We start from the raw sequence: 25,534 nt of genomic DNA, 5'->3' as shown, positions 1-25,534 counted from the left end.
CGCGCTGCCCTCACCCGAGCGCGCGCCGCGCCTCGCGCTTGCGCGCGCCGAGGTCGGCGACCGCGACCGTGAACGCGATCGCGACGAGCACGGCGACCGCGAGCATGCCGATCGCGTAGGCGTCGTGGTACACCGCGAGCGTGGGCCGATCGGACGTCTCGCGGTAGATCGAGGCGTAGAACAGCGACAGTACGATCGCCGTGCCGATGGCCGTGCCGATGCGCTGGCCGAGCTGGCCGACCGATCCCGCCAGCCCGCCCTGCTTGACGGGGATGTCGGCGAGCGTGAGCGTCTGGTTCGGCGAGACGACGAGACCGCCGCCCGCGCCCGCGATCACGAGCGCGCCCGCCATCGCCCACGGAGTCACGGCGGCGGGCGTCATGAGCGCCGCGAGCACGAGGAGGCCGATGCCGACGAGCATGCCCGTGAGGCCCCACACGACGAGCGACCGGCCGAACCGGTTGACGAGGTTGCCGCCGATCCACGACGACACCGCCGAGAGCAGCGCGAAGCCGATGCTCACGGTGCCCGCGAAGACGGGTTCGAGTCCGAGCCCGTGCTGGAGGAAGAGCGTCGTCACGAGGAACATCGACGGCAGCGCCGCGAAGTAGACGGCGGCGAGGATCGTGCCGTTGCGGTACGACGAGACGGCGAAGAGCGAGAGCGGCACGAGCGGATGCTTCCCGGTGCCCGCATACCGGCGCTCCCACGCGACGAACGCCGAGATCGCGAGCACGAACACGACGAGGAACCACCACCGCTTGGGATCGTCGGTCGGCGCGCCCGTCGTGAAGAGGAACGGCCACATGAGGGCCACGACCGCGATCGCGAAGAGGAGGATGCCGAACGGGTCGAGCGAGAGCGGACGATCCGACGGATGCCTCGTGTCGGGCAGGACCCAGATCGCCCCCGCGATCGCGGCGAGCGCGAGGGGGATGTTCATCCAGAAGATCCAGCGCCACCCGTCGGTCGGCCCGCCGAGCGCGATCGCGAGCCCGCCGAGCGTCGGCCCGAACGCCGTCGCGAGCCCGATCGTCGCGCCGAAGATGCCGAACGCGCGTCCGCGCTCGGCTCCCTGGAAGAGTTCCTGCACGAGTCCCAGCACCTGTGGCATCTGGATGCCCGCCGCGACGCCCTGCACGAGCCGCGCGACGAGGAGCACGATTCCCGACGGCGCGAGCGCGCACACGAGGCTCGCGAGCGTGAAGATGCTGAGGCCGACGACGAAGAGCATCCGCCGCGAACGCTGGTCGCCGATGCGCCCGGCGGGCACGAGCGTGAGGCCGAACGTGAGCACGTACCCCGAGACGATGAGCTGCAACTCGGTCGACGTCGCCCCGAACGCCGTCTCGATCGACGGGAGGGCGACGTTCACCTTCGAGAGGTCGAGGATCGTGATGGCGGCGACCGCCACGCACACCCAGTACGCACGCCAGCGCTTGGCCGAGGTGACCGGGATCGAACGCGTCTGCAGTGCATCCGTCATCGGCACCACCCTACGCGCGGCCGCAGCCCGAGACATCCGCCGATCGTCACTCGACGCGCTCGAGGGGCACCTCTTCGCCGGGCTGCTCCTCGGGCAGGGGCGGCGCCCAGAACCGGAAGTAGAGGTAGATGAGCACGCTCACGAGCGCGAACCCGCTCACGGTCGCGACCCACAGCCAGACGGCGCCGCCGAGCTCTCGCCAGTTGCCCTCCCACGACGCCACCGTCACGATGAACAGCACCGTCGTGACGAGGTAGAACGCCGCCCACAGCCACCGCGACTTCTCCCACAGCCGTTCGCCCTCCAGCAGTTTGAACGGCAGCAGGTCGACGAGGAGGAGCACGATGCCCTCCGCGGCGATCGCGACGAGCGTCTCGACCCAGAGCGCACCCCAGAAGTCGTGCGGCTCGCCGTGCACCGTCATGATGCTGTACCCGATCCACGCCGCAAGGCCCGCGCCGATGATGAGCGACGAACGGATCGCCACCGCTCGCCACGCGAACTCGTGGATCGCGGTCGTCGAGATCGAGAGGCCGAGCACGAGGCCGATGAGGAACCCCGGTGAGAAGTCGAGGAAGCGCGACGCGATGACGCCGAGCACGGTGAGGATGATGCCGAGCGGCCGCACGCTGATCGTCGCGGCGACCGACCATCGGGTCTTCAGGATGAGCGCCGTGATCCAGTTCGTCACGAACGCGACGTAGAACAGGGCGATCGCGAGCGCGATGATCAGGCGCAGCGAATGCTCGTTGAAGCCGAAGTGCGGGTCGGCGAAGCCGAGGAGCATCGCCGTCACGGCGACGAGGACGATCGCGCCGACCGAGGTGCGGCTGCCGAGCCACGCGACCAGACGGTCGTACCAGCGCGGGCGACGGACGTTCGCGAACCGCCCGCCGAACCGCTGATACTGCTCGGCGATCGTCGCGTTGAGGAGGTGCGCCGGCACCATCGCGAGGATGATGAGGACGAGCCCGATGGCGAACGACGACGCGACCGCCTGCGGGTTCGTGAACACGACGGTGATCGGTTCGAGGGCGTCCGTCAGGATGTTCGGCTCGAGCTCTCCCTCGAGTCCGTGCGGCTCGGGAGGCTCGGCCTCGTGCTCCGCTTCGGCGACGTGCTCGACGGGCTCCTCACGCTCCGTCGGGGGCGCCGCCGCAGGTGCAGCGGCCAGCGGCGGCACGAAGCTCGGCGTCAGCCCGGTGCCGGTCGACGCCGCGACGAGTGCCTGGGCCGCAGCCGCCACGGGCACCGCCGCCACCGTGACCTGCACCTCCTTCGAGGTCGGTTCGATCCCTTGCCCCGAGAGCGTCACGACGACGCGGTGCACGCCGGGCTCGGTGCCGACGGGAACCGTCGCGCGGGCGGCGAACGCCCCGTCGCCGCCGACGGCGGTCGTCGCGAGCGTCACGGGGTCGGAGTGGAGCACGACGGAGACGTCGAGCCCCGGCGGCAGGTGCGAGCCCGAGATCGAGAACGCGTCGCCCGGATGGATGCTCGACAGGTCGATGCCCGCGATCGAGAACGCCCATGCGGGATCGACCACGATCCTCGGCGCGACGGGCGCCGCAGTCGTCTGCACCGGCCCGCTCACCGCCGAGAGCCCGCCGGGAACCCTGCAGAACCCGCTCCAGCATCCGCTGTGGGCGTCTTCCTCGACTGCGACGAGCGAGGCACCTGCCGTGAACGGGCCGCCCGCCGCGCACACCCACGCCCCGGCACCGTCGACGGTCGCGTCGCACACGAGCGACCACGAGGCATCCAGCACGTGGACCGCATCGCCCGCCGAACCGCCGCTGCCGGACACCGCGAGCGACCCGTCTGCCGCGACGACCGCCGAGCCGATCATGGGCGTCGCCGGGATCGTCACGACGGCCTCCGCCGTGAAGGGCGAGAGGCCTTCCGAATGCCAACGCCAGCTCCACGCCCACCAGCCGCCCCACGGCGCGTCGGAATGGGACTCCCACCGCCAGTGCAGCTTCCACCAGCCGAAGTCCTGCCCGCCGCGCACGAGCCACTCGCCCGTGTCGAGCCCCGTGAATGCGCACGAGACGACCGGGTCGTTCCAGCTCGCATCGCCGCCGCACTGCTGCGCCGGGGCGCCGCCGACGCGCGAGATCGACGCCCCCGCGATGTGGGAGCCCTTGCCGGGATCGACCGCGACGTCGACCTCGGCCGGCGCGAAGTCGTACGAGACCGCCGGCCCGGGGTCGAAGCGTCGCTCGCCGGGCGCCGGGTCGTGCGGCGCGTCGTCGGGCGAAGGCGCGCCGTCGGGCGCCGGCACATCGATGACGGATGTCCCGTCGTCGCTGTCTGCCGCCGAGACCGCGGCCGGGAGCAGGGCACCGCCGAGCGCGAGGCCGAGGGCGATCGCCGCCGCGGAGAATCGGCGCATCGTCGGCGTCCGCTTCGGCCGTCCTTGCTTCGGCTTGCTGTGCTTCGGGATCATCGGGCTTCCTTGATGTCCGAACCGTGATGGAACCGGATGGAGCGGAAGGGCGCCCTGTACGCCGTGCGGGCCCACGGCGGGATATCTCGCTAGCGCTCAGAGTAGCGATGCGCACGAAAAAAGACGAGAAGTTCTCAGAATCGTAACGCACCGCGCGAACGCGAAAGGCCCCGCCGAAGCGGGGCCTTTCTGACTCGGATGAGACCTATGTCGCGACTCATCACACGGGTGGACCCAGGGGGATTCGAACCCCCGACCTTCTCATTGCGAACGAGACGCGCTACCAACTGCGCCATGGGCCCGAGCCGTGAACGACTCTATCACCCCTCGCAGGGTGGTTTTGACCACTTGGCCCGAACGGCGATCACGCCGACTGGCGACGACGACGCAGCACGGCGTCGAGGCTGTCGAAGCCGGGCGCGGTGTCGCCGACGACGCCCATGGCGGCGTAGCGGTCGGCCTCGACGGGCATGGACGCAGCCGGGTCGGCCGACGCGACCGGCTCGTCGACCGGCTTCGGCGCGATCCGAGGGACAGGCGGTGCGATGCGCGCGGCGCGTTCGGCGAGTTCGGCCTCGACGGCGGCCCGGCGAAGCTGCTCGGCCGCCTCGACCGACGCCATCGCCGCGGCCGCGATCGTGCCCCGCGAGAGATGCAGCGGCTTCGGCAACGGCTGCGGCGTCCACCCGTGCTCGGACGCCTCGGCGGCTTCGGCCTCGACCTCGACCGGCTCGAATGCCTCGACGTCGACGTCGGGCCGTGCGACGACCGTCGGCGCGCCCGCAGCGGCCGGCATGCGACGAGCGAGCACGACGAGCGCCGTGAACGCCGCGACCACGCCGACACCGCCCGCAGCGGCGACGAGCGGACTCCAACCGGATGCGAGCCCGATGACCCCTGCCACGGCGAGGACGAACGACACGAGGAGCACGAACGAGCACAAGACCCGACGACGCCGCACCGACCGGCGCGCGGTACGCGCGGCAGCACCGGATGCCTCGAACGCCGGCGCCGGGGCATCCGCCACGACCGTGATCGGCTGGGTCGCGAGCGCCTGCGCCTGCGCCGCGCGTGCGCGCGCCGCGGCCGCCGCCTCTTCTGCCGCGATCCGCTCGGCGATCGCGAGCTGCTCGGCCGTCTCGGCCGCGAGCCGGGCCGTCTCCTCGCGCTCCGCGAGGATGCGCTGCTGCGCGGCGACCTCGCGCGCCGTCGCAGCCACGCGCACCGTCTCGGGCGTCTCGGCCGTCTCGGCGAGGATGCGGAGCGTCTGCTGGAGCCGCACGGCGTTGCGCTCGGTGTCGAGGTACTGCCGCCGGCGGAGCCAGGTCGGCAGGAGGTACGCGATCCAGAGTGCTGCGGCCACCGCCACGAGCACGCCCCCACCGATCGCGTCCATGCGACCACGCTAGGTCACGAGCGCGTCACGACCCCAATCGTGTGTCGGCATGTCAGCGATCGGGAGTCGATCCGCGCTGTCGTCAGCGCTCGAGCGGACGCAGCGGATGCGCCGACGCCGCCCGGTCGTCGGGCGAGACGTGCGCGACGCGTTCGTCGACGCGGCCCGAACGCCACCGCTCGAGCACGCCCTGCGGCACCTCCTCGGCGACGAGGGCGAACGAGAAGTGGTCGCGCCAGTCGCCGTCGATGTGGATGAACCGGCGCCGGAGCCCCTCGTAGCGGAACCCGAGCTTCTCGACCACCCGCAGCGAGGGCCCGTTCTCGGGGCGGATGCAGATCTCGATGCGGTGCAGCCGCAGCACCCGGAAGCAGTAGTCGGTCGCGAGCGCGACTGCCGTCGGCGTGATACCGCGCCCCGCGACCTCCTGCGAGACCCAATACCCGATCGACGCCGACGACAGCGAGCCGTACGTGATCGACGAGACGTTCAGCTGCCCCACGAGCCGCCCGCCCGACTCGACGACGAACGGCAGGCCGTGCCCGTCGCGCGCGTGCGCGAGAAGGCTGCGGATGCTCGCGCGCGTGTCGATGATCGACCCGCTGCCCGGATACGTCGCCTCCCACGGACGGAGCCACCCGCGGTTGTCGAGGAGCGACCGCTCGAGCGGCTTCGCGTCTTTCGCCCGGATGGGCCGCAGCACGACGTCTCCGTCGGCGAGGGTCGGCAGGGCTGCGGCGGGCATGGTGAGAGGGTACCGGGCGGACGGGCGTTCTCGGGAGCACTCGGCTCAGCGCGAGTCGGCGCCGCGCGCCACGAACCCGCCCAGCCACTCGCGCAAGTCGGGCCCGAGGTCGTCGCGGTCGGCTGCGATCTGCACGACGGCTTTGATGTAGTCGAGCTTGTCGCCCGTGTCGTAACGTCGGCCGCGGAATACGACGCCGTACACGCCGCCCGTGCCCTCGACGTCTTCTGCCATCTCCATGAGCGCGTCGGTCAACTGGATCTCGCCGCCCTTGCCGGGCTCGGTGTGCTCGAGGATGTCGAAGACCTCGGGCTTCAGCACGTACCGGCCGATGACCGCGTAGTTCGACGGGGCGACCTCGCGCGCCGGCTTCTCGACGAGACCCGTCACCCGCACGACGTCGGGGTCGTCGGTCGGCTCGACCGCGGCGGCGCCGTAGAGGTGGATCTGCTCGGGGTCGACCTCGAGGAGGGCGATGACCGTGGCATCCCGCTTCTCGTGCTCTTCGAGCATGCGCGTGAGCAGCACGTCGCGGGAGTCGATGAGGTCGTCGCCGAGGAGCACGGCGAACGACTGGTCGCCCACGTGCTTGCGTGCCCGCAGCACCGCGTGCCCGAGCCCCTTGGGGTCGCCCTGCCGCACGAAGTGCACGTCGGCGAGGGCGCTCGACTCCTTGACGCGCTCGAGCTTGCCCGCGTCGCCCTTGCTCTCGAGGGTCTGCTCGAGCTCGGTGACACGGTCGAAGTGGTTCGCGAGGGCGTTCTTGTTGCGCCCGATGATCATGAGGACGTCGTCGAGGCCCGCTGCGACCGCTTCTTCGACGACGTACTGGATGGCCGGCTTGTCGACGACGGGCAGCATCTCCTTCGGCATGGCCTTGGTCGCGGGGAGGAACCGCGTTCCGAGTCCGGCGGCGGGAATGACGGCTTTCGTGATCCGAGAGGTCATGCGCTCGATCGTAGCGGGGCGCGTCGGCCGGGTGCGCCCCTAGGATGAGTGCCATGCCCGACGACCCGAGCATCAGGAAGCGCATCCTCCGCGCCGAGTTGCGCGAGCGTCGACAGAACATGCCCGGCCATGAACGCGAACTCGCGACCGAGGGCATCACCGCGCGTCTCGAAGAGCTCGTCGGCTCGACGGGCGCCGAGTCGCTCTCGGCGTACCTCTCCACCCCGACCGAGCCCAACACACGCCCGTTCGTGAACTGGGCCGAGGCCCGAGGCATCCGCGTGCTCTTCCCCATCTCGCGCGACGACGGCCTCCTCGACTGGACCGTCGGCGAGGAGCAGACCGAGCGACTCGGGCCGACGGGGGTCCCCGAGGCCGAGGGGGAACTGCTCGGCCCCATGGCGATCAACGACGTCGACCTCATCCTCGTGCCGGCTGCCGCGATCGACGCGACGGGCATGCGCCTCGGCTGGGGACGGGGCTATTTCGACAAGACCCTCGGTTCGATGGGAAAATGTCCTCCGGTGTACGCCGTCGTCTTCGACCACGAGGTCCTCGACTCAGTGCCCCGCGAGGTGCACGACCAGCCGGTGAACGGCGTCGTCACCCCGACGCGCATCATCGCGTTCTGACTTCAGCCCGCCGCAGGGCGCCCGACCGGGAGATCCCATGCCCACCTACTCGTACCGCTGCACCGAGTGCGGCAACGCCTTCGACATCCACCAGGCCTTCAGCGACGACGCGCTCACGACGTGCGAGGTGTGCGGCGGCAAGCTGCGCAAGCTCTTCAATACCATCGGCGTGACGTTCAACGGGTCGGGCTTCTACCGCACCGACTCGCGGTCGGGCGGGTCGAAGGGCGGGTCGGATGCCTCGGGCTCGGGCTCGAAGGGCGGGTCGGATGCCTCGGGGTCGTCGTCGTCGGGTTCGTCGTCCACAAACGGAAGCGGCTCCTCTTCGACGGGGTCGTCGTCCGCTAACGTGGCTTAGTCATTTCCCAACCACAGCAGAAATTCGGGGGGACCTACGTGTTCAAGGGGTTCAAGGAGTTCATCCTTCGGGGCAACGTCATCGAACTGGCCGTCGCGGTCGTCATCGGTGCGGCGTTCACCGCGGTGGTGAACTCGATCGTCACCAATCTGATCAACCCGCTCATCGGCGCGATCTTCCGGGCCGACAGCCTCGACACGGCCTTCATCGTGGCCATCCCGACCGTCGACGGCGGCGAGTCGAAGCTCGCGTTCGGCGCGATCATCGGTGCGATCATCAGCTTCCTCGTCGTCGCGCTCGTCGTGTACTTCGTGTTCGTCCTCCCGATGAACACGCTCAAGGAGCGCACCGAAGCCAAGCGCAAGGCCGGCGAGCCCGCCACGGCCGAAGAGCCCGAAGATGAGCTCGCGCTCCTCGCGCAGATCCGCGACCTCCTCGCGGCGAACAACACCGCATCGGGCAAGCACTCCGAGTAACGCGCCCGCACGATTCGAGGGTCCCGCGCCGATCGGCGCGGGACCCTTTCGCGTGCGCACGAGCGAGTGCGGAATGAGCCGAGGCTGCGGGTGGGCTACCAGTGCGGCGGGCGCTCGCGCGTGATGCGGTCGTCGTCGGCGGATGTCCCCCGCACGCGTTTCGCAGGGGCGTCGGGCTCGTGCGCTCCCGGCACTGCCGCCTCGGGCGACGGGTCGGTTCCGGGTGCGGGAGTCAGGCGCGCGCGGCGCGAGCCGCCGGAGGCGCGCTCGACGCGCTGGCGCGGACGGGCGGCGGAGCCGCCGGCGGGCGCGTCGGACGGCGTCGGCGACGAGGCATCCGGCGCGCCCGAATCAGCCGCCGAGCTCGAGACATCCGGTGCGTCGGAAGCGCCGCCCTCGCGACCGTCGCTCATGAGGCGGCTGCGCGCTCCGCCTCGGACTTGCCGAGGAGCGCGGCGACGCGCGCGGCGACGGCGTCGGGGTTGCCGAACAGCTCGAAGCTGTGCACGCGCAGGTAGTGCCAGCCGAGGCGGCGCAGCACGTCGGGTCGGAGGCGCAGCGACTCGCGCAGGCTCTCACCGTGGAGGGAGTCGTCGGTCTCGACGACGACGGCCTTGCCGGCGAACGCGGCGGCGAGCGCGAGACGTCCGCGGTAGCCGAGCTGCACGCGGATGCCCTGGCGTTCGAGTCGCCTCGCGAGGTCGGCGAGCATCGCGTCATGCCCGTCGGTCGCCGCCTCTGCGGCCTGCCGCTCCTCGGTCTGGGAGAGCACCTGGGCGAGGGCGAGCACACCGTGCGCCTGTCGCTCGGCGTCGATGTGCTCGGGGCGGAACGCCGAGACGACGTCCATCGAGCGGCGCGCACGCGTCATGCCGACGGCGAGCAATCGGTCGCCGCCGGGCTCGCCGAGCGGGCCGAAGTTCGTGAGCAGGCGCCCGTGGGGCGTGCGGCCGAAGCCGACCGAGAACACGACGCGGTCGCGGCTCTGCGCGACGGCCTGCTCGAGGGTGAGCACCGTGAACGGCTCGGCCCGGTCTTTCAGGATGAAGTCGGACAGGTCGGTGCGCTTGCCGAACGCCGCGAGCACGGCCTGGTGCACACGCGCCGCGTGCCGGGCGCTCGCGGTCACGACCATGAGCGACTCGCGCGGCCGCTTGACGGCGTGCTCCATGACGAGCTCGACGACCTTCGCGACCTCGGCGTCGAGGCTCTCGACCGAGCCCGTCACGGGATCGGGCAGGCCGTTGCCGTCGACGTAGTGCAGGCGCAGGCTGCCGTGCCCGAGGAACGACCCGGCCCACGGCAGCGAGTCGATGCGGCCGCCGTAGAAGCGGCGATTCACGAGTTCGGCGAGGTCTTCGCCGCCCGCGCGGTAGCTGTGCGTGAGCGTCATGGTCGGCAGGAGCTCGCCGAGGCGCGCGAGCGCCGAGTCGGCGTGCAGTGCGTCGACGCTGCGCGGGGCGGGCGTGCCGGGCAGGTCGGGGTCGTCGATGCCCGTCTCGAAGAGGGTCGGCGTCTGCGTCACGGGGTCGCCGAAGGCGACGACCTGCTTCGCGCGGCGGATGGCGCCGAGGTTCTCGGCGATCGTCGTCGCGCCCGCGTCGACGAGGATCACGGTGTCGAACCGGATGTCGTCGTCGAGCTCGGCGACCTCGTAGGGCGAGGCGAGCCACACGGGAGCGAGCAGTCGGAAGAGTCGCGGCGCGCCACGGTGCAGGTCGCCCGGCCGCACGCGCTCGCCACGGAGCATCCGCTTCAACTCGGCGGCCTCTTCGGGGTGGTCGACGATCGCGACCTTCCAGTCCTCCGCGAGCTTCCACGCGAGGAGCGGCCCGCCCGCAGACGCGTGCGCATCGTCGACGAGGCGGAAGTCGGCCTCGAGACGGTCGAGCACCTGCGTGTTCGCGCCGAGGAGCGCCTTGTCGGCCACGAGCACGCCCTCGAGCATCGACTGCCACCACGCGAGCTCGAGCTCGTCGGCGACGCGATGCTCGGGCACGTGGCGCCTCGTGAGGTCGGCGAGGAGCGGGTCGAGGCCGAGGTCGCGCAGACGCGAGAGGAGCGCTGTGCGCTCCTGCAGGTTCTGCAGCACCTCGGAGTCGGCGGCGAGGCCGCCGAGCATCGCCGCGAGTTCGCGGATGGGACGCACCGCGAGCCGCTGCGGAGAGCCCGTGAGCCCGAGCGGGCCGTCGAGCGCGTCGAGGTCGGCCGCGACCGTGCGGAACGCGACGTGCACGTCGTCGAGGCCGACGGGCACGCCGGGCGTCGCACCGGCGTCGCTATAGCGCTGCCACAGCGTGCGCTGCTGCTGGATGCCCCTGAGTGCGGCGTTGAGGTCGGACACGTGCACCCCGGGGCGCACGTACTCGAGCGCGAGCTTCCGCAGACGCCTGCGGTTCGGCCCCGACATGCCGGGCGAGTCGCGGCGCGCGCTCGTCGCCGAGATGAGCTCGCCGAGCGGGCGGTCGTAGACCGACGGGCGGAACCGGTCGAGGGTGTCGCGCACGTCGAGGAGGAGCCGCAGGAACACGCCGAGCTCGGCGATCGACTCGAACTGGCGGAGCCGGGTCTGCCCGATGAGCGTGCGGCCGCGCTCGACGAGCCGCGGGACATCCGTCTCGTGCAAGCGCTTCGCGAGCGCGTGCGCCGCCTCGGACTGCTCGGCCGTGTCGAAGTGGGCGCCGTACCAGGGCGAGTCCCCCGGCCCGTACTTGAACTCGCCCAGCGCGGCGGCGCGCACGAGGTCGCGTGCGACGGCGGGCCGGTCGGCGGCGATCTGGACGAGGCACGCGTGGTCGAGGCGCGCGGTGGTCTGCGGAGCGGGCTGCACGAGGGCGAGCCGCGACAGCTCGCCGAGTGCGTCGAGCACGGATGCCCCGAGGTCGGCGTCGCGGCGCGTGAGCGACGTGCGGTAGTCGAGAAGGACCTTGCGGAGCCGGACGAGGGCGTCGTCGACATCGGCGACCCGCGGACGCTCGACGCGCTCGTTGCGCGTGATCGACTTCACGAGGTCGCGGCGGAGGTTCGCCCCCGTCACCGCGGCGCCCGCGAGCCCCACCTGGGTCAGCCGGTGGGCGATGCCGTCGAGGCTCGCGCGGCGCGCGCCCACGACGAGCACGCGCTTGTCGTGCTGCACGAGCGCGCCGACGGCGTTCACGATCGTCTGGGTGCCGCCGGTCCCCGGCAGGGTCTTCACGACGAGGGATGCCCCGGCCGCGACCTCTGCGACCACGCGCTCTTGCTCGGGGTCGGCGTCGAGGAGCAGCCGGTCGCCCTGCGGCGGCCGCTCGTCGGGCGGCACGATCGCCGCGGGTTCGGCGTGCGCGCGCACGCGCGCCTGCGACGTGGGGTTGCCCGCGATGGCGTCGATGACGGGATGGTCGAGCCCCGTGGCATCCGCCACCATCGCCGGGCCGACCTCGGCGAAGCTCGACACGACGAGGCGCGGCGCGACGCGGAACCACGGCAGATGCGTGGTCAACCCGCGCAGCCGGTCGATGACGGGTTGCGGCTTGAACACGCCGTTCGAGATCGCGAGCGACACGAACGCGTCGGCGTCGAGCGTGATCTGGAACTGCTCCCGCAACTCGCGTGCGAGCGCGGGGTTCAGGAACGGCTGGCCCTTGAGCTTCAGCTCGAAGTCGCGGCCGTAGCGGCGGATCGCGAGCGGACGGAGGAGCACGGGCGCGAGGAACTCGTCGCCGTCGTTCCGCCACGACGCGAGCCCGATCGCGAGGTGCACCGAGTCGATCCCGCGGACCCCGCGGAGCTCGATGCCCTTCTGCGTGATCTCGCTCGCCGCGAGCTTCGCGTTGCGGAGCGCGAGGTCGTCGCGGATGAGGTTGGAGAGGAGGGTCGCCTTGCCCGTGATGAACTGCGGCAGGCCGCCCGGATGCGTCGTCGAGAGCTCGATGCGCGTGCGAGGCGTGTCGACGAACCGCACGAGGGGCGACCGGCCGCCCACGTCGGCGAGCTCCGCGAGCCAGCGGCGGTGGGCGGGATCTGCGACGTTGCCGGTCGTGACCGAAGGGTCGGCGACGCTCAGGCCGTGGGGACTCGTGAGGTGCTCGTTCATGCTGTGCGGGGTGATCTCGTCGGCGGCGGCATCGCGCTCGGGAGGAAGGATTTCCTCCTCGTCAGGGGTACGATCCAGCCGCGGCACACCCAGAGGATACGTTGCCCCTCGTCCGAAGCCGCGCAATTGCGCCGCGATGCGGCGTTTCCGTCGTTTCTGTCGCACGCGCGGTTCGCGTAGCCTCGAAGGGATCCCCCTGGAGGCATCCGTGAATTCCATCACCCCCGAAGCCGTGCACGCCGTCGACGACGCCTACATCCTCGACGTGCGCGAGCCCGCCGAAGTCGTCGAGGCCCGCGTCGAGGGCGCCGCCCACATCCCCCTCGGCGACCTCGTCGAGCGGGTCGGCGAAGTGCCCGACGACCGCACGGTCTACGTGCTGTGCCGGTCGGGCGCGCGCAGCGGCCGGGCGACCGAGTTCCTCGCCGCGCAGGGCGTCGATGCGGTCAACATCGAGGGCGGCATCATCGAGTGGTACCAGCGCGGGCTGCCGATCGTCTCGGGCGAGTAGCCCGACCTTCGCAAGGCGTCGCGAGCTTCGGTGCCTCAGAGCGTCGCGAACTCGAGTCCGTGCGCCTTTGCGACGCCGTCGTTCGTGAGCCGTCCGGCATGCGCGTTGAGCCCCTTCGCGAGTGCCGCGTCTGCGGCGAGCGCCGCCTGCCACCCGAGGTCGGCGATCCGGATCGCGTACGGCAGCGTCGCGTTCGTGAGCGCGGGCGTCGAGGTCGCGGGCACGGCGCCCGGCATGTTCGCGACGCAGTAGAACACGGCGTCGTGCACGCGGAACGTCGGCTCGGTGTGCGTCGTCGGACGCGAGCCCTCGAAGCATCCGCCCTGGTCGATCGCGATGTCGACGAGCACCGCGCCGGGCTTCATGGTCGCGACCATCTCGTCGGTGACGACCTTCGGCGCGGCAGCGCCCGGCACGAGCACGGCGCCCACGACGAGGTCGGCGTCCTTCACCTGCCGCGCGATCTCGTACGGCGACGACGCGAGCGTCTTGATGCGGTGCCCGTACCGCTCGTCGAGTTCGCGGAGCTTCGGGAGCGAGATGTCGAGCACCGTGACGTCGGCGCCGAGGCCGAGTGCGGTCTGGGCGGCCTGCTCCCCCGCGACGCCGCCGCCGATGACGACGACCTTCGCGGGCGACGTGCCCGGCACACCGCCGAGGAGCACGCCGCGCCCGCCCTGCGAGGCGAGGACCGAGAAGGCGCCGACCTGCGGCGCGAGCCGGCCCGCGACCTCGCTCATGGGCGTGAGGAGCGGCAGCGACCGGTCGGCGAGTTGCACGGTCTCGTAGGCGATCGCCGTGACGCCCGAGTCGAGGATCGCGCGCGTGAGCGGCAGGTCGGCCGCGAGGTGCAGGTAGGTGAAGAGGGTGAGGTCGCTGCGGAGGAACCCGTACTCGCTCGCGACGGGCTCTTTGACCTTGAGCACGAGTTCGGCGCTCCACGCCTCGTCGGCGGTCTGCACGATCGACGCGCCGGCGGCCTCGTACTCGGCGTCGGGGTAGCCCGCGCCGAGGCCCGCGCGCGCCTGGAGGTCGACGCGGTGGCCGCGCTGGGTGAGCGCGTGCGCGCCCGCGGGCGTCATCGCGACGCGGTACTCGTGGTCTTTGATCTCGGCGGGTACCCCGATGTGCATGGCCTTCTCCGAACGTCGTGGGTCGTCAGCGGGTCAATGTTGCGCGCTTGTTCGCAGTTCCGAAAGGTCTTCCGTACAGAATTCGGTAGAGTGCTCACATTGAGTTCGAATATTCGATTGGATGCCTCGAGATGACGGATGCACCGCACGCAGACGCCGCTTCGCCCCGGCCGGCCCAGCTCGGGCAGCCCGAGGCATCCGCCCCGCCCGTCGTCCTCGACGACGTCGACCGCACCCTCATCGCCCTCCTGCACGAGAACGCGCGCATCCCGAACGTCGACCTCGCGCGGGCCGCGGGCATCTCGCCCTCGACGTGCCTCGCGCGCGTCCGCTCGCTCCGCGAGCGCGGCGTCATCGTGCGCTACACCGCCGAGATCGACCCCGCAGCCCTCGGCTACACGCTGCAGGCGCTCGTGAGCGTGCGCATCCGCCCCGGCGCACGGCACCTCATGGAGCAGATCTCCGACGAGCTCCGCCGCGAGCCCGAGGTCGCACAGCTCTTCTTCCTCGGCGGCACCGAGGACTTCTTGATCCACGTGCGCGTGCGCGACAGCGCGCACGTGCGGCAGTTCGTGCTGAAGAACCTGTCGGCGAACCCCGCCGTCGCCCTCACCGAGACGAACCTCGTGTTCGAGCACCACACGGCGCACACGGCGGGGCTGCGGGCGGTGCTGTAAGGAGTCGCCCCGCCGTAATTCAGGAAGAACCGCGGATCGCGCGGCGCGTCGAGGGGCGCCGCCCGGCGTGTCTCGGGATTCTTCCTGAATCGCCGGGACGGGGAACAGGGAGAGGAAGAGAGACTACCGCCCCCGGATCGGCAGGATCTCGGCGAGCTCGAACGGCTCGGCCTCGTCGAGTTGCGCGTAGGTGCAGCTCGCGGGGTCGCGGTCGGGCCGCCAGCGGCGGAACCGCGCAGTGTGCCGGAACCGGTCGCCCTCGAGGTGCTCGTACGCGACCTCCACGACGAGCTCGGGCCGCAGCGGCACGAACGAGAGGTCTTTCCCCGCGCTCCACCGGCTGACAGCGCCCGGCATCCGGGTCTCGGCGTGCGCCTCGGGGAACGCCCATTCGCCCCACGGGTGCTCCGAGGCATCCGTCGCGACATACGGCGCGAGTTCATCGACGAGCTCGCGCCGCCGCGCCATCGTGAACGACGCCGCGACGCCCACGTGATGGAGCCGCCCCTCGCCGTCGTACAGGCCGAGCAGCAGCGACCCCACGACATCCCCCGTCTTGTACCAGCGGTAGCCCGCGACGACGCAATCGGCCGTGCGCTCGTGCTTGATCTTGAACATCGTGCGCTTGTCGGGCTGGTAGGTGCCGTCGAGGGGTTTCGCGACGACGCCGTCGAGGCCCGCGCCCTCGAAGCGCTCGAACCAGTCGCGGGCGACCGCGAGGTCGGCCGTCGCGGGGGTGATGAAGACGGGGTCGGATGCCTCGGCGAGCGCCTGTTCGAGCAGTCTCCGCCGCTCGACGAACGGACGTCCCGTGAGGTCGTCGTCGCCGAGGGCGAGGAGGTCGAACGCGATGAACGACGCCGGCGTCTGCTCGGAAAGGAGCTTCACGCGACTCGCCGCAGGGTGGATGCGCTGCTGGAGCGCGTCGAAGTCGAGGCGTCCGCCGCGTTCGAGCACGATCTCGCCGTCGACGACGATGCGGGGCGGGAGGTTGCGCTTGAGCTCTTCGACGAGTTCGGGGAAGTACCTCGTCATGGGCTTCTCGTTGCGGCTGCCGAGTTCGACCTCGTCGCCGTCGCGGAAGACGATCGTGCGGAAGCCGTCCCACTTCGGCTCGACGTGCCCCGTGTCGGGGATCTCCTTGACGGCCTTCGACAGCATGGGCGCGACGGGCGGCATGACGGGGAGGTCCATGCGCCTTGAGTAGCATCCGGCGGACGAAAGGGCAATCCCCGAGCGGATGTCGGTGGCGGCGCCTAGCTTCGAAGATGCGTCCGACCGAACCGGGCGCCGTGCGAATCGCGCGAGCGAGCGAAGGAGCCCTGCCATGACCGTCGTCGACCCGCCGATCCGCGAACGCCGGACCCAGGTCGGCGCCCTGCCGCCGATCGGAGTCTGGTGGCCGATGCTCGAGCGCACACTCCAGTTCGAGATCCTCGAGGCGCCAGACGCGCCGTTGCGCGTCAACGTCGTGCGCCGCATCAGGGAACTCTGCGAACTCGACGGATCGACCCCCATGCGAGGCGTCCGACTGAACGAGAACGAGCGCGCCTATCTCGCCGGGTGGACGCACTCGGTCGACTGGGCCTGAGCCGGCGGTCTTCCGTTCCACCGGGCCCGCGCGCCACACTCGGAGGGTGAGCGATCAGCCGTCGAGCACCTACCCCCGCGACAGCGTCGAGTTCGCGCGCGCGTTCACGTTCTTCGACGCCGTCTACGCATTCGCCCTGACCCTGCTCGTCGTGAACCTCGACCCGCCCGAGGCGGCAGCGTGGAAGAGTCTCGACGCGTGGTTCGACGGCATCGGGTGGCAGCTCTTCGGCTTCGCCGTGAGCTTCATCGTCATCGCCGTGTTCTGGCGCACGAACCACCGCATCGGCTCGGGATTCACGGGCATGAGCCCCGGCACGATCGGCGCCAACATCGTCGCGCTCGCGTTCGTGGTGCTCATCCCGTTCTCGACGCAGGGCATCAGCGACCCCGGGTCGTCCGAAGAGCCGCTCGCGGTCGCCGTCTACTCGATCAACATCACGCTCGCGGTGCTGACCCAGTCGGCGGTCTTCACGGTGGCGCGGCGCGCGGGGCTCGTCGCCGACCCGCTGCCGCGGGCCGCAAACCGGGCGATCTTCGTCGACACGCTCTCGACGCCCGCCGTCTTCCTCGCGTCGATCCCCGTCGCGTACCTCGTGAGCGTGCCGGCGGCTCGGTGGGTGTGGTTGTCGCTCGCGGTCGTCGGGCCGATCAGCGGGCAGATCGCGGTGCGGCGCGTGAAGCGCATCGTCGCGGAGCAGAAGGGGACGGATGTCTCGGGGGCGGCGGATGCCTCGGGGGCGCCGGATGTCTCGGGCGGCTCCGACCCCTCGGGCGGCGACCCCGGGGCATCCTGACCCTCGAACGCCGCATCCCTCAGGAAGTCGGCACGGCCTCGAGGACGACCGCCCGGTACTTCGCGCGCGAGAGCGCGACGTAGAGGAGGTCGTCCCAGTCGAGGTCGTGCTCCTCGACCCAGGCGCGCGCGTCGGGGCCGACATCGGCGACGACGACGGCGTCGACCTCGATGCCCTTGAGCTTCGAGATGGAGCCGAAGCGCACGCGCCCCTGCGCGTCGCCGAGGTTCGCCCGCAGCCAGCGGAGGTCGTTCGCGTGCGCGCGGTCGTCGACCTCGCCCGCGACGATGCGCGAGGCGGTCGACCGCGACCCCGACGGGCTCACGACGACGACGCCGTCGCTGCCGTACTCCTGCACGAGGAGTCTCAGCACGCCCGCGAGCATGGGAACCTCGTTGCCGGGCGTGACGTTGACGCGCTCGGCGCCGCCCGCGGTGCCCGTCGGAAGGCGGTGCCCGGTGAACCCGAGCGGACGCCCGACGATCGACTCGATCTTCGTGACGAGTTGCGGCGCCTGCCGGCAGTTCCGCCGGATGCGCACGTGCACGAGGTCGGGGATGCGGGCCTTCGCGACCTCGAACGGGTCGACGCGCTGCGCGCGCGCCCGCATGATCTGCTGCCGCTCGTCGCCCGCGAACCGGAGCCGGACGCCGTCGGCGGCGAGCGCGAGCAGCACGTCGAGGAGGAGCGGATTGCCCGCGATGTCCTGGAACTCGTCGACGATGACGTGGCGATAGCCGCCGCGTTCGGGATGCCCAGCGAGCGCGGCGAGGGCGAGTCGCGGCAGTTCGTCCTGGTACCACGCGTTGTCGGCCCCCGCCGGGTGGGCGTCGAGACCCGCGACCCGCAGCATGACCGCGCCGAGGTCCGCGACCCACAGCGGACCCCGGAGCTGCTTCGCCTCGGCGGCGAGCCGCTCGGCCATGACGACGTTCCAGCACGTCAGCAAGGTCTTCTCGCCGCGCTTCACGGCCGCTTGCGCCGCTTGCGCGACGAGGTGGCTCTTGCCCGTGCCGGCGGGTCCGTCGAAGTACACCGCCCGGTTCGCCTCGACGAGCTCGAGCGCGAAGCGCTGCTCGGCGAGCACCTCCGCTTCGCGCTGCTCGGTCTCGCGCTTGGCGTCGCGACGGTCGGCCGCGACGTCGAAGTCGCGCGTGAGCGCGGCCGCGATCCGTTCGACCTTCTCGACTGTGACGCCCTCGGGACGGTGGTCGACGTGCGCCGACTCGGCGTGCCACGCGAGGTGCTCGTCGATCGCCTTCTCGATCGTCGCCGCGGGATGGGCGAGGTCGTCGGCCCACGCGAGCTCCCACTCGAAGAACGTGAGGTCGCTCGGCGCGCGACCGCCGAAGTGGTGGCGCCCGATCGAGGTGAACCACACGAGGCGGGCGAAGGGCTCGTCGCCGTCGATGACGCCTTCGCGACGGAGATACGAGCGGATGCTCCGTGCCGCGCCGTCGATCTGCTCGAGCGGGCTCTTGTGCGGACTCGGGACACCGTCGAGCGTCCACACGCCGTCGCGGTACGACACGGCGCTCGGCGCCTTCGCCTCGACGACGACGAGCCCCTTGCCTGGCACCGCGACGACGAAATCCGCCTCGCCCATGAGCTTGTCGAGGTGCTGCCGTACGACGAGCGAGTGGAAGACGACCCAGTCCGAGCGGTCGGTGATCCCACCGAGCGCGGAGTAGAGCCGTCGTTCCGACGCGTTCGCGCCGAACCTGGACGCGGAGGGGATCATGCGGGGCACGAACGTCATCGTATTGACGCGGATGTCTCTGAGACCCACCCCAGTACGCGGGCGACGACGTAGGCCGCGGTCAGGCCCTCGCCGCCTGCACGTAGTAGCCCGCGCCCGAGAACACCTGCGTGATGTCGAGCCCGAGCTTGATCGCGAACGGCAGCTCGTAGGTCGTGTCGTTGATCCACTGCGCCGCGAACGGCGCGAACATGCGCGGAATCAGTTCGAGCACGGTGGTCACGACCTCGATGATGAAGTCCGCTTCGCCGAGCTTGCCTGCCGCGTGCTTCTGCACGGAGAGGTGAATGCCGAGCCCCATCGTCGCGCCGAAGGCGAGCAGGCTCACGCACGGCAGCCACCACAGGTAGGGCTTCGTCCACTGGATCGCGCCCGTCGGCGCCGCCGGCACCTGGTTCGAGTTGCCGATCCTGAGCGCCGCGAGCGCGGTGCCGAGCAGCGGACCGATCGCCGAGACGACCCAGTGCACGAACGCGAGGCCGTCCGGCCCCCAGTACGCCGTCGGGACCGTCGCGAACGGCCGGGCGGCCGTGCCGTCGGTGCGAGCCGCACCGGGCCACGTGACCGTCAGGAGGGTGAGGCTCAGCACGGAGTCCACGAGGGCGGTCATCCGGTAGGGCTTGAGGTTGGTTCCTGTGTCGCTGTGCACCTTGAAGTCACTGAGGATGTCGACGAACGCGTGGAGGAAGCGCACCGAACCGTGCAGGTAGAGCTGCAGCTCGGCCCAGTGCTCGTAGGTGTCGTCGTGGTAGCCGTCGCCCTCGAGGAGTCCGCCCGTCGTCGGCACCGTGATGTCGCCCGAGAGCGGGGGGACCGGCAGCGGGCCTCCCCCGACGATCCGCTGCACGAGGACGGTCGGGAACGAGACCATCATGAAGACGATCCGGCCCGTCGACAGGTCGACGGGGTGGCCGAGCTTCGAGAGCACCTCGGTGAGCAGCGGGAGTTCGAGGATCGGCTGGTCGAGCAGGTCGCCGAGGAAGCCGGCGAGGGCGTTCAGAAGGTCGGCGAGTGTCTTGACGGCATCGTCGGCGAGTCGCAACGCGTCGGCGACGAGCGTGCCGATCGCGTCGAGAAGCTTCTGCACGGCCATGCCGCGCGCGCCGGAGGGCGTCGCGACGGCCTTGACGGCATCCCACACGGCCACCCCGAGGTCTTCCGCGAGGGTCTCGATGTCGCCGAGATCGGTCATGAGCTGGGCCATCAGGCCGTCGGTGTCGTCCCAGAACCCGTCGGCGTCGTCGCCGAAGAGCGTGTCGAACTCGTGCTGGATCTTCTCGAAGAGCCAGTTGTGCGTGACGTCGTGGAGGAACCCCGAGCCGTCGAACCCCGAATCGCCGAGCACCGGCGGAGATCCCGTCGGCGGGGCCACGGCATCGGGATCGGGCGGGGCGCCCGTGAGCGAGCCCGCCGTCGATCCGGCGCTCTGCGTGCCGGCGTCGGCGAGGGCCGACGTCACCTGGTCGCTGAGACCCGTGAAGTATCCGTCGCCGAGGCCCTTCAGCTGCGTCGCAGCCGTCTGCAGGCCGCCGACGAGACTGTTGCGCACGAGGTCGTCGAGCACCCCCGCCATCGACACGGTGTCGCCGATGAGGTCGTCGACGAGCATCCGGATCCACTCGATCGCCTTCTCGACGGCCGCGCCGATGGCGCTCAGGATGCCGTGGATCGCCGTGATGGCGGAACGCAGGCCGTTGACGGCGAACTGCACGACCTGCCCGACGTCGAGCGCGAGGTTGATGACCCAGCCGATCGCCTCGCCCGCGTACTTCGTCACGACCGTCGTGACCTTCGTGACGGCCTTGCGGATCGCGTGCTCGATCGCGTGCAGGTCTTTCATGAGGTCGCCGAAGAACCCGCCCGTCGGGTTCGACGGGAGCAGGTGGTCGAACGCCGTCGAAGTCGCCGACTCGGCGTATGTGGGGGTGCCCTGGGAGAAGTCGATCGAGAACGCAGCCGTCTGCGTCGTGTCGATCGTGCCTTTTCCGGCCTGAATGCAGCTCGACACGGCACTCGCGGCGGCGTTCGCCGTCGCGGCGTCGAGATTCGGCGCAAGGGGCTGCCCCGAGGCATCCGTCGCGCTCTGCAGCGCTGCCCCCGTGAACGCGGGCTTCCCCGTGAGGGACCCTTTGCCTGCGAGGTAGGCGTGCACGTCGCCGTCGGGGGCGACGTCGAAGTCGTAGGTCGTGACGCCGTCCTTGTCGGTGATCGTGACGACGAGGCTCGGCGCGTCGAGTTCGACGGTCGGGAGGGCGACCGTCAGGCGGCCGTACTGGTCGGTGGATGTCTCCCAGCCCGCCGCGTGGGTCACGAGCTGACTGCCCGTCGTCTGCCAGAACAGGACGTCGCGGTCGGGTGTGACCGTGACGGGCGTGTTCGCGACGGGGATGCCGTTCGCGTCGAGCACCGTCAACTGCGTGCGCCACGTGGTGACGTCGTACGCCGTCGCGGCATTCTGTCGGACGGGGATGCGCGTCCAGATTCCGAGGGTCTGATCCTGCGAGAGGACGCTCAAGAACCCCGTGCCGTCCTCCACGAGGAAGAACGTGCCGTTCGTCGCCGTCGTCGTGAGGCCGTAGAGCCTCCCGACCTCCTCCTCGACCGTCACGACCGGGCCGAAGCCCGAGGGCACGCCGTTCTCTTCGAACGTCGACATGACCTCGATGTCGGTGCCGTTCCGCACGATGATCGCCGGGTTCGCCTCGTCGCCGAACGTGTAGAACTCGTCGATCCCGCCGAAGTCGCCGTACGTCGTGGCACCCTGTCCGAAGTCGATGAAGCGCATCATGACGCTGCCCGACATCGAGTAGATGTCGGGGCCGACGCCGTTGCCCGCGTGCGGGCGGATGCCGACGAGCCCGTCGACGTCGTCGACGCCCGCGTCGTCGCTCTGGACGTAGTCGGGCGAGGCGCCCGACCCGAACTGCTGGAACCAGACGACGCCCGGATTGCCGAACGGGTCGATGCCGTGGGCCGCGATGCCGCAGAAGATGAGAGGCTTGTCGAACGACGAGGTCTGTGAGCCCGACCAGATGATCTGCGGCTCGGTCGCGCCGGTGCCCGTGAGGGTGTCGATCACGAGCGGCGTGCGCCACGCCATCGACTCGGGCGCCCACAGCGTCAGGGTGCCGTCGGCCGCCCAGCTCGTGAAGTAGACCTGCCCGTCGGTCGCGCGCTGCGCCTGCAGGTTGTCGATCGAGCCGTCGGTGAGCTTCAGCGGCTGGATCTGGGACGTGAAGGCCCCCGTCGAGTCCCACTGGAGCGGAAGCATCCAGGAGCCCTTCGAGGTGCCGCTCTGGGCCCCGTGCCGAGGAACAGCAGCCCATAGATGTTCCCGTCGGCCCCGCGTCCGGCGGCGACGAGCGACGCGGGCGGGTAGTAGCTGTCGCCGTCGTCGCTGTCGAGGCTCAGCGACGTCGTGAGCGACCACCCGGTCGGCGCCGTCGCGTCGCGCTGCAGGATCGAGATGTTGCCGCTGTTCACGACGATCGCCGCGATGCTGCCGTCGGCGTGCTCGAACGGCGCGACGAGGGATGCCTCCGTGTCGAGCACGACGTCGTCTGTGAGGAAGTAGTCCTGGCTCATCGCCGAGCTCGCGTTGAGGGTGTACGGACCGGTCGTGGTCGAGCCGTCCCACATCGGGTCGGGGGTGGCGGTCGCGGCCGGTCCGAACGCGGCTCCGGGGAGTGCGAGTCGCTCGGCTTCGGCGGCCGACAGCCCTCGCTCGGCGAGGATGGCGGCGAAGACCGTGGCGAGATTGGCCTGCAGGAACCCACGGCGACTCAGATCCGGCATCCGTCACTCCTTCTCGCTTCGCGCTGCGCTCGCGGAACCTTCGCCGTTCGCGTCGGCGGTGGCCGCGCGGCGCCGGCGGCCGACTGCGAACAAGGTCGCGCCCGCAGCGAGGAGCGCGATTCCGACGACGACGAGCCCGCCGATCTCGGTTCCCGTGAGCCCCAGGAACCCGCCTCCGCTCGCCGCCCCGCTGCTCGTGCCGCCCGAGCCCGGCGTGCCCGTGCCGCCGTCGTCGCCCGACCCGTCGCCTGGACCGCCGGGGCCGCCGTCCTCCGCCGGAACCGCGGTCAGGAGCGTCTCACCCGTGATCGTCGGCTGCGCAGCCGCCGCGGCCGCGGCCGGGGCCGGGCCGGCCGCCCGCACGACCGACGCGAGCACGACGCCCGGACCGGTCCCGCTCGCGCCCGTCACGTTCGCACCGCCCGCCGCCTCGGGCCCCGACAGCGCCGACAGGAGCGCCGAGACGACGTGGACTCCGACCTCGGTGGGCGTGCACGTGAGGCCGTCGCACGGCGCGCCGTCGAGAGTGAGCGTCGCCGACGCCGATCCCAGGTCGTTGCCGAAGGCGTCCGCCCCGGACACCGTGAACGTCTGCGGGGCGCCGACGGTGACGGTCGCGTCGGCGGGGCTCAGCGCGAGCCGCACGAGCGGACCCCGCTCGACGAGGACGGCGACCGAGTCCGCGCCGGCGTCGACCGCGGTGATGTCGGCGCCGGCGAGCGCCGCGACCGGCTCGGGGGTCGGGCGGTCTTGCTTCGTGCCGTCGCCGAGCTGGCCGAAGTCGTTCTCCCCCCACGTCCACAGGCGTCCGTCCTTCGTGAGGGCGAGCGAGGAACCGCCGCCCGCGCTCACCGCGACGACGTCCGAGAGGTCGACGGTCACCGGTGCCGTCGTGCTCGACGCGGGGCCTTCGAGCCGGGATGCGTCGGGCGCGATGCCGAGCTGCCCGTGCTCGTCGCTCCCCCACGCGAGGACCTTCCCCGAGCGGGTGAGGGCGAGCAGATGCGACCCGCCTGCGGCGATCTCGATGACGCCCGTGGCCTGGGCGACGTCCGCCGCGACCGGCATCGCGACACCCCCGGTCATCCGGCCGTCCCCCCACACGAGGACCGTCCCGTTCGAGCGGAGCGCCGCGCCGAACGCGTCGCCCGCCGCGACGGCGATCACTCCCGACCCCGCGGGCATCGCGACCGCGGGCTGCGTCCGGCCCTCGAGCACGCCGATCCCGAGCTGGCCGACGGCGTTGTCGCCCCACGCGAGCACCGTGCCGTCGTCGAGGAGCGCGATGCTGTGGTCTCGACCCGCCGCGATCGCGGTCGCTCGTCCGGGGATCGCGACCGCCGTCGGCGACGAGCGGTCGGTCGTGTCGGTCACGCCGAGCTGTCCGCGGTGGTTCAGGCCCCAAGCCCACACGCCGCCGGCGTCGTCGAGCGCGAGCACATGGTCGCCCGTCACGTCGACGTCGACGACCCGCACGCCGTCGGGAAACGCGACGGCGACCGGGCGGAGCCGATCGACGGTCGTCCCGTCGCCGAGACCTCCCCGGTCGTTCGCCCCCCACGCGTAGACCTCGCCCCGCTCTGTCACCGCGTAGGCGGAGGTGGCACCGGCCGCGACCTCCACCGTCCCCGTCGGGAGTTCGACCGGCACCGGGGCGAGCGCATGGGCGACGGTGCCTGTGCCCAGCGCCCCCGCGGAGCCCGCGCCCCAGGCGAAGCCCGAGCTGGGCGCATCGGCGGACGCGGAGACCGCTCCCGCAGCGGAGGTGGCGAGGGAGCCGGCGGCGACGAGCACGCACGCCAGCAGCGCACGGGTGAGTCGGGGGGCACTACTCTGCATCGGACTCCCAGCACCGAGTTCGAGTGAGCGGGTGGGGTGATCGTCGTACCCGGACCCTAGCAGGAGCGCTCGCGGAACGGGAGGGCAGGCGCCGAGATTCCTAGACCCATCCCAGTCCGCGGGCGACGAGGTACGCCGCAGTGACGAGGCACACGACGATGCCGAGCACGCGCCCGCGCTTCGAGACGAACGCGTTGACCCGTCCGAGTCCGCGCGACGCGGCGTTCGGGTCGACGAGCACCCACGCGAGCGGCAGCACGATCGGGAGCAGTGCTCCGACGACGAGCAGGAGGTAGCCGACCGCTGCGGCGAGCGCCGGGGCATCCGCCGACGCCACCTCGCGCGCGCCCGCGAGCACGAGGACGAGCGAGGAGACATCCGTCACCGTCATGACGACGCCGAGCGCCGCGACGCCCGGGACCGCCCACTTCGACGTACGCAGTCGCGCGAAGCGCGAGTCGCCGCCCGCGCCGCCCGCGGTGCCGGCGCCCTGGGCGGCCTTCCTCGGCCGCCGGAGCGCGAGCACGCCCGCGATGACCACGAGCAGCCCCGCGAGCACGAGCGAGAACACGTCGTCGACGACCTTCGCCCCCGTCGGCGCGGCCCGACGCGGCAGCGCCGTCGCGAGCACGATGACGGCCGCCACGACGACCGCCGCGCCGGTGAGGTAGGCCAAGAGGAGCCGCTTGCCGCGCTTCGGGAAGCCCGCGAGGATCTCGAGGCTCGCGCCGAGGAGCGCCGGGCTCACCGCCGCGCCCGCCGCGAGCGGCAGCACGTGCAGCAGCATGGGGGCGGCCGACTCGGCGGACATGGGGTCAGCGTAGCGGTGCGCCGCGGCTGCGCGCTGGCGCCGGATGCCTCGACCGCA

The 25,534-nt window shown here is 71.5% G+C and carries 21 protein-coding genes and 1 tRNA gene; 7 read left to right on the top strand and 15 right to left on the bottom strand.

Features of this window, described 5'->3' with window-relative positions:
* Positions 1-10: 10 nt before the first annotated feature.
* From ET445_RS08360 to galU, 6 genes are all read right to left on the bottom strand, one after another.
* Positions 11-1,486 (bottom strand): MFS transporter, encoded by a 1,476-nt coding sequence (locus ET445_RS08360; RefSeq protein WP_129190520.1) that lies wholly within the window; start codon positions 1,484-1,486, stop codon positions 11-13.
* A 46-nt stretch (positions 1,487-1,532) separates the two neighbouring features.
* Positions 1,533-3,881, bottom strand: coding sequence for a hypothetical protein (locus tag ET445_RS08355; RefSeq protein ID WP_129190518.1), 2,349 nt, complete (start codon positions 3,879-3,881; stop codon positions 1,533-1,535).
* 283 nt (positions 3,882-4,164) lie between these two features.
* Positions 4,165-4,237 (bottom strand) — tRNA-Ala (locus ET445_RS08350).
* A 62-nt stretch (positions 4,238-4,299) separates the two neighbouring features.
* Complete coding sequence (locus ET445_RS08345; protein ID WP_129190516.1) at positions 4,300-5,331, bottom strand: hypothetical protein; 1,032 nt, start codon at positions 5,329-5,331, stop codon at positions 4,300-4,302.
* 82 nt (positions 5,332-5,413) lie between these two features.
* Positions 5,414-6,076, bottom strand: coding sequence for a GNAT family N-acetyltransferase (locus ET445_RS08340; protein WP_129190514.1), 663 nt, complete (start codon positions 6,074-6,076; stop codon positions 5,414-5,416).
* A gap of 45 nt (positions 6,077-6,121) precedes the next feature.
* Positions 6,122-7,024: a UTP--glucose-1-phosphate uridylyltransferase GalU gene (gene galU / locus ET445_RS08335; protein WP_129190512.1), complete on the bottom strand. Its 903-nt coding sequence runs from the start codon at positions 7,022-7,024 to the stop codon at positions 6,122-6,124.
* 53 nt (positions 7,025-7,077) lie between these two features.
* On the opposite strand from galU, the gene ET445_RS08330 reads away from it, so the two are divergent.
* Genes ET445_RS08330 through mscL form a run of 3 tightly spaced genes read left to right on the top strand, consistent with a single transcriptional unit; the run spans position 7,078 to position 8,490 of the window.
* Complete coding sequence (locus ET445_RS08330) at positions 7,078-7,656, top strand: 5-formyltetrahydrofolate cyclo-ligase (protein WP_129190510.1); 579 nt, start codon at positions 7,078-7,080, stop codon at positions 7,654-7,656.
* A gap of 37 nt (positions 7,657-7,693) precedes the next feature.
* Positions 7,694-8,014 carry an FmdB family zinc ribbon protein gene (locus tag ET445_RS08325; protein WP_129190508.1) on the top strand — a complete coding sequence of 107 codons (321 nt, stop codon included), beginning with the start codon at positions 7,694-7,696 and terminating at the stop codon, positions 8,012-8,014.
* Between the two features lie 38 nt (positions 8,015-8,052).
* Complete coding sequence (mscL, locus tag ET445_RS08320) at positions 8,053-8,490, top strand: large conductance mechanosensitive channel protein MscL (RefSeq protein WP_129190506.1); 438 nt, start codon at positions 8,053-8,055, stop codon at positions 8,488-8,490.
* A 95-nt stretch (positions 8,491-8,585) separates the two neighbouring features.
* On the opposite strand, the gene ET445_RS17960 is transcribed toward mscL, so the two are convergent.
* Both ET445_RS17960 and ET445_RS08310 read right to left on the bottom strand, forming a co-directional pair.
* A complete protein-coding gene (locus ET445_RS17960) occupies positions 8,586-8,903 on the bottom strand; it encodes a hypothetical protein (protein ID WP_243695376.1) in 318 nt (105 codons plus the stop codon).
* Complete coding sequence (locus ET445_RS08310) at positions 8,900-12,565, bottom strand: AAA family ATPase (protein WP_165314341.1); 3,666 nt, start codon at positions 12,563-12,565, stop codon at positions 8,900-8,902. The genes ET445_RS17960 and ET445_RS08310 overlap by 4 nt, the downstream gene beginning before the upstream one ends.
* A 208-nt stretch (positions 12,566-12,773) precedes the next feature.
* Between ET445_RS08310 and ET445_RS08305 the strand changes: the two genes are divergently transcribed.
* The gene (locus tag ET445_RS08305; RefSeq protein ID WP_243695375.1) at positions 12,774-13,076 is read left to right on the top strand and encodes a rhodanese-like domain-containing protein; all 303 of its coding nucleotides are present in this window, start codon (positions 12,774-12,776) and stop codon (positions 13,074-13,076) included.
* Between the two features lie 35 nt (positions 13,077-13,111).
* On the opposite strand, the gene ald is transcribed toward ET445_RS08305, so the two are convergent.
* The gene (gene ald, locus ET445_RS08300) at positions 13,112-14,209 is read right to left on the bottom strand and encodes an alanine dehydrogenase (protein WP_129190502.1); all 1,098 of its coding nucleotides are present in this window, start codon (positions 14,207-14,209) and stop codon (positions 13,112-13,114) included.
* A gap of 131 nt (positions 14,210-14,340) precedes the next feature.
* Between ald and ET445_RS08295 the strand changes: the two genes are divergently transcribed.
* Complete coding sequence (locus ET445_RS08295; RefSeq protein WP_129190500.1) at positions 14,341-14,886, top strand: Lrp/AsnC family transcriptional regulator; 546 nt, start codon at positions 14,341-14,343, stop codon at positions 14,884-14,886.
* Between the two features lie 123 nt (positions 14,887-15,009).
* Here the strand turns inward: ET445_RS08295 and ET445_RS08290 are convergent, their stop codons facing one another.
* Positions 15,010-16,080, bottom strand: a complete 1,071-nt coding sequence (locus ET445_RS08290; RefSeq protein WP_129190498.1) for an ATP-dependent DNA ligase — start codon at positions 16,078-16,080, stop codon at positions 15,010-15,012.
* Between the two features lie 133 nt (positions 16,081-16,213).
* On the opposite strand from ET445_RS08290, the gene ET445_RS08285 reads away from it, so the two are divergent.
* The gene (locus ET445_RS08285) at positions 16,214-16,477 is read left to right on the top strand and encodes a hypothetical protein (RefSeq protein ID WP_129190496.1); all 264 of its coding nucleotides are present in this window, start codon (positions 16,214-16,216) and stop codon (positions 16,475-16,477) included.
* Positions 16,478-16,523: 46 nt separating this feature from the next.
* Complete coding sequence (locus ET445_RS08280) at positions 16,524-17,273, top strand: TMEM175 family protein (protein ID WP_129190494.1); 750 nt, start codon at positions 16,524-16,526, stop codon at positions 17,271-17,273.
* A gap of 19 nt (positions 17,274-17,292) precedes the next feature.
* Here ET445_RS08280 and ET445_RS08275 read toward each other — a convergent pair whose 3' ends face one another.
* The 5 genes from ET445_RS08275 to ET445_RS08255 form a co-directional block, all read right to left on the bottom strand.
* Positions 17,293-19,014, bottom strand: coding sequence for a nuclease-related domain-containing protein (locus ET445_RS08275; RefSeq protein ID WP_243695390.1), 1,722 nt, complete (start codon positions 19,012-19,014; stop codon positions 17,293-17,295).
* A gap of 79 nt (positions 19,015-19,093) precedes the next feature.
* A complete protein-coding gene (locus tag ET445_RS08270; protein WP_129190490.1) occupies positions 19,094-22,303 on the bottom strand; it encodes a hypothetical protein in 3,210 nt (1,069 codons plus the stop codon).
* Positions 22,246-22,827, bottom strand: a complete 582-nt coding sequence (locus ET445_RS08265; protein WP_129190488.1) for a hypothetical protein — start codon at positions 22,825-22,827, stop codon at positions 22,246-22,248. Before ET445_RS08265 ends, ET445_RS08270 begins: the two co-directional genes overlap by 58 nt.
* Before the next feature lie 3 nt (positions 22,828-22,830).
* A complete protein-coding gene (locus ET445_RS08260) occupies positions 22,831-24,666 on the bottom strand; it encodes an RCC1 domain-containing protein (RefSeq protein ID WP_129190486.1) in 1,836 nt (611 codons plus the stop codon).
* A gap of 100 nt (positions 24,667-24,766) precedes the next feature.
* Positions 24,767-25,477: a GAP family protein gene (locus tag ET445_RS08255; protein ID WP_129190484.1), complete on the bottom strand. Its 711-nt coding sequence runs from the start codon at positions 25,475-25,477 to the stop codon at positions 24,767-24,769.
* Between the last annotated feature and the right edge of the window lie 57 nt (positions 25,478-25,534).

The organism is Agromyces protaetiae, from assembly GCF_004135405.1.
Lineage (GTDB): Bacteria > Actinomycetota > Actinomycetes > Actinomycetales > Microbacteriaceae > Agromyces > Agromyces protaetiae.
The sequence above is the reverse complement of the archived record's forward strand: the minus strand, read 5'-3'. Positions and strand labels throughout refer to the sequence as shown.

Coding starts and splice junctions, on each gene's coding strand:
- ET445_RS08275 (WP_243695390.1), bottom strand. CDS start 19,014: ATGATCCCCTCCGCGTCCAGGTTCGGCGCGAACGCGTCGGAACGACGG.
- ald (WP_129190502.1), bottom strand. CDS start 14,209: ATGCACATCGGGGTACCCGCCGAGATCAAAGACCACGAGTACCGCGTC.
- ET445_RS08290 (WP_129190498.1), bottom strand. CDS start 16,080: ATGGACCTCCCCGTCATGCCGCCCGTCGCGCCCATGCTGTCGAAGGCC.
- ET445_RS08360 (WP_129190520.1), bottom strand. CDS start 1,486: ATGACGGATGCACTGCAGACGCGTTCGATCCCGGTCACCTCGGCCAAG.
- ET445_RS08355 (WP_129190518.1), bottom strand. CDS start 3,881: ATGCGCCGATTCTCCGCGGCGGCGATCGCCCTCGGCCTCGCGCTCGGC.
- ET445_RS08295 (WP_129190500.1), top strand. CDS start 14,341: ATGACGGATGCACCGCACGCAGACGCCGCTTCGCCCCGGCCGGCCCAG.
- ET445_RS08345 (WP_129190516.1), bottom strand. CDS start 5,331: ATGGACGCGATCGGTGGGGGCGTGCTCGTGGCGGTGGCCGCAGCACTC.
- ET445_RS08330 (WP_129190510.1), top strand. CDS start 7,078: ATGCCCGACGACCCGAGCATCAGGAAGCGCATCCTCCGCGCCGAGTTG.
- ET445_RS17960 (WP_243695376.1), bottom strand. CDS start 8,903: ATGAGCGACGGTCGCGAGGGCGGCGCTTCCGACGCACCGGATGTCTCG.
- ET445_RS08255 (WP_129190484.1), bottom strand. CDS start 25,477: ATGTCCGCCGAGTCGGCCGCCCCCATGCTGCTGCACGTGCTGCCGCTC.
- ET445_RS08325 (WP_129190508.1), top strand. CDS start 7,694: ATGCCCACCTACTCGTACCGCTGCACCGAGTGCGGCAACGCCTTCGAC.
- ET445_RS08340 (WP_129190514.1), bottom strand. CDS start 6,076: ATGCCCGCCGCAGCCCTGCCGACCCTCGCCGACGGAGACGTCGTGCTG.
- galU (WP_129190512.1), bottom strand. CDS start 7,024: ATGACCTCTCGGATCACGAAAGCCGTCATTCCCGCCGCCGGACTCGGA.
- ET445_RS08265 (WP_129190488.1), bottom strand. CDS start 22,827: ATGCCGGATCTGAGTCGCCGTGGGTTCCTGCAGGCCAATCTCGCCACG.
- ET445_RS08310 (WP_165314341.1), bottom strand. CDS start 12,565: ATGAACGAGCACCTCACGAGTCCCCACGGCCTGAGCGTCGCCGACCCT.
- ET445_RS08270 (WP_129190490.1), bottom strand. CDS start 22,303: ATGCTTCCGCTCCAGTGGGACTCGACGGGGGCCTTCACGTCCCAGATC.
- ET445_RS08285 (WP_129190496.1), top strand. CDS start 16,214: ATGACCGTCGTCGACCCGCCGATCCGCGAACGCCGGACCCAGGTCGGC.
- ET445_RS08260 (WP_129190486.1), bottom strand. CDS start 24,666: ATGCAGAGTAGTGCCCCCCGACTCACCCGTGCGCTGCTGGCGTGCGTG.